Annotated in this window: 1 protein-coding gene and 1 pseudogene; one reads left to right on the top strand and one right to left on the bottom strand. The window is 79.0% G+C overall.

Going from position 1 to position 1407, the window contains the following annotated elements:
- Positions 1-369: pseudogene (locus V7E46_RS33505) on the bottom strand (hypothetical protein); the annotation flags it as partial.
- Positions 370-416: 47 nt separating this feature from the next.
- On the opposite strand from V7E46_RS33505, the gene V7E46_RS33500 reads away from it, so the two are divergent.
- The gene (locus V7E46_RS33500) at positions 417-1355 is read left to right on the top strand and encodes an EamA family transporter (RefSeq protein WP_333771922.1); all 939 of its coding nucleotides are present in this window, start codon (positions 417-419) and stop codon (positions 1353-1355) included.
- Positions 1356-1407 lie beyond the last annotated feature (52 nt).

The raw sequence follows: 1407 nt of genomic DNA, 5'->3' as shown, positions 1-1407 counted from the left end.
GTCCCCCCGCCACCCGCCGCCGCCTTCCCTGACCTCGCCGCGAGTCGGCCCCACGTCCACGCGTACCGCGCCGCTGCGCGGTGACGCGGCGTCCGGGTCGGCCCGGGTGGGCGGTCGGGTTCCGGCGTTCCCGGGGCCGGGCGTGGACGGGTCGTCGTGCGTGTCCGGCGCGTTGGCTGCGCCTGCGCCTGCCTGTGCGCGTAGGACGTTGGTGTCCGGGTCGGCCCGGGTGGGCGGTCGGGCTGCCGGGTTTCCGGGGCTGGGCGGCCCGCTGCGGGCACCCGCGTCGGCGCCCGCGGGTCGCGGCGTGCCCGCCGGCGTGGCCTCGCCTTCGGCGCCCGGCGTCGCACTGGTCCTCTTGACTCCCATGGGATTGGACCTTAGACCGGACCACTCCCGCTCCCTAGCGTGGCCGCATGACGTCCTCCCACCGTGCCGGAATGCTGCTCGCCGCTCTCGCCTGCGTCCTCGTGGGCGCGTCCTTCACCGCGGGGGGCGCGCTGGTCGACTACCCGAATGCCGGCGGGCAGGCCGTGCGTTACGCCGCCGCCTGCGCGCTGCTGGCGTGGCCCGCGCTGCGGGGCGGGGCGGGGGTGCGGCTCGCGGCGCTGGGGGTGCGGCGATGGGCGCTGGCGGCGGCGGTCGCCGGGGTCGGCATGGTCGGCTTCAACCTGTCGGTGCTCGCCGCCGAGCGCACCGCGCAACCCGCCGTGCCCGGCGTGCTCGTCGGCTGCGCGCCGGTCGTGGTGGCGGTGCTGGTGCCGCTCGCGGCGGGACGCCGGCCGACCCCTGCCGGTACGGCGGGCGCCGTGATGGTGGCGGCCGGCGCCTTCGTCGTACAGGGCTGGGGCGGCACGGACGCGCCCGGGCTGCTCTGGTCGGTGACGGCACTCGGCGGCGAGGTCGGCTTCGTACTGCTCGCCGCGCCCCTGGTGGCCCCGCTCGGGCCGATGCTGCTGTCCGTGTGCGTGTGCGGACTGGCCGCCGTGGAGGCCGCCGTGCTCGCCGTGGCCCTGGACGGCCGGGCGGCGCTGCGCGTGCCGACCGGGCCCGAGACGGCAGCTCTCGGCTGGCAGGCGGTCGTGGCCACCGTCATCGGCTTCGTGTGCTGGTACGCCGGCATGCAGCGGCTCGGCGCGGAACGCGCCACGCTCTTCTCCGGCCTGATCCCGGTGTCGGCCGCGCTCACCGCGCCGCTCGTCGCGCTCGGCACCTTCGGCACGGCCCAACTCACCGGCAGCGCACTGGTCGCCGCGGGCGTGGCGGCCGGCGCGAGCCCCCGCTCCGGCCGGGCGCGGCTGCGGGCCGCCCCGCGCCCGGCAGGACCGGAGCCGGCGGCCGTCCGCCGGGGCTGAACGGACCCGCCCCGGCGGGCCGTTCCGAGCGGCCGGGGGAATTGTCCGGGGG

It is taken from the genome of Streptomyces sp. IBSBF 2435 (genome assembly GCF_036815005.1).
Taxonomy (GTDB): Bacteria; Actinomycetota; Actinomycetes; order Streptomycetales; family Streptomycetaceae; genus Actinacidiphila.
The sequence above is the reverse complement of the archived record's forward strand: the minus strand, read 5'-3'. Positions and strand labels throughout refer to the sequence as shown.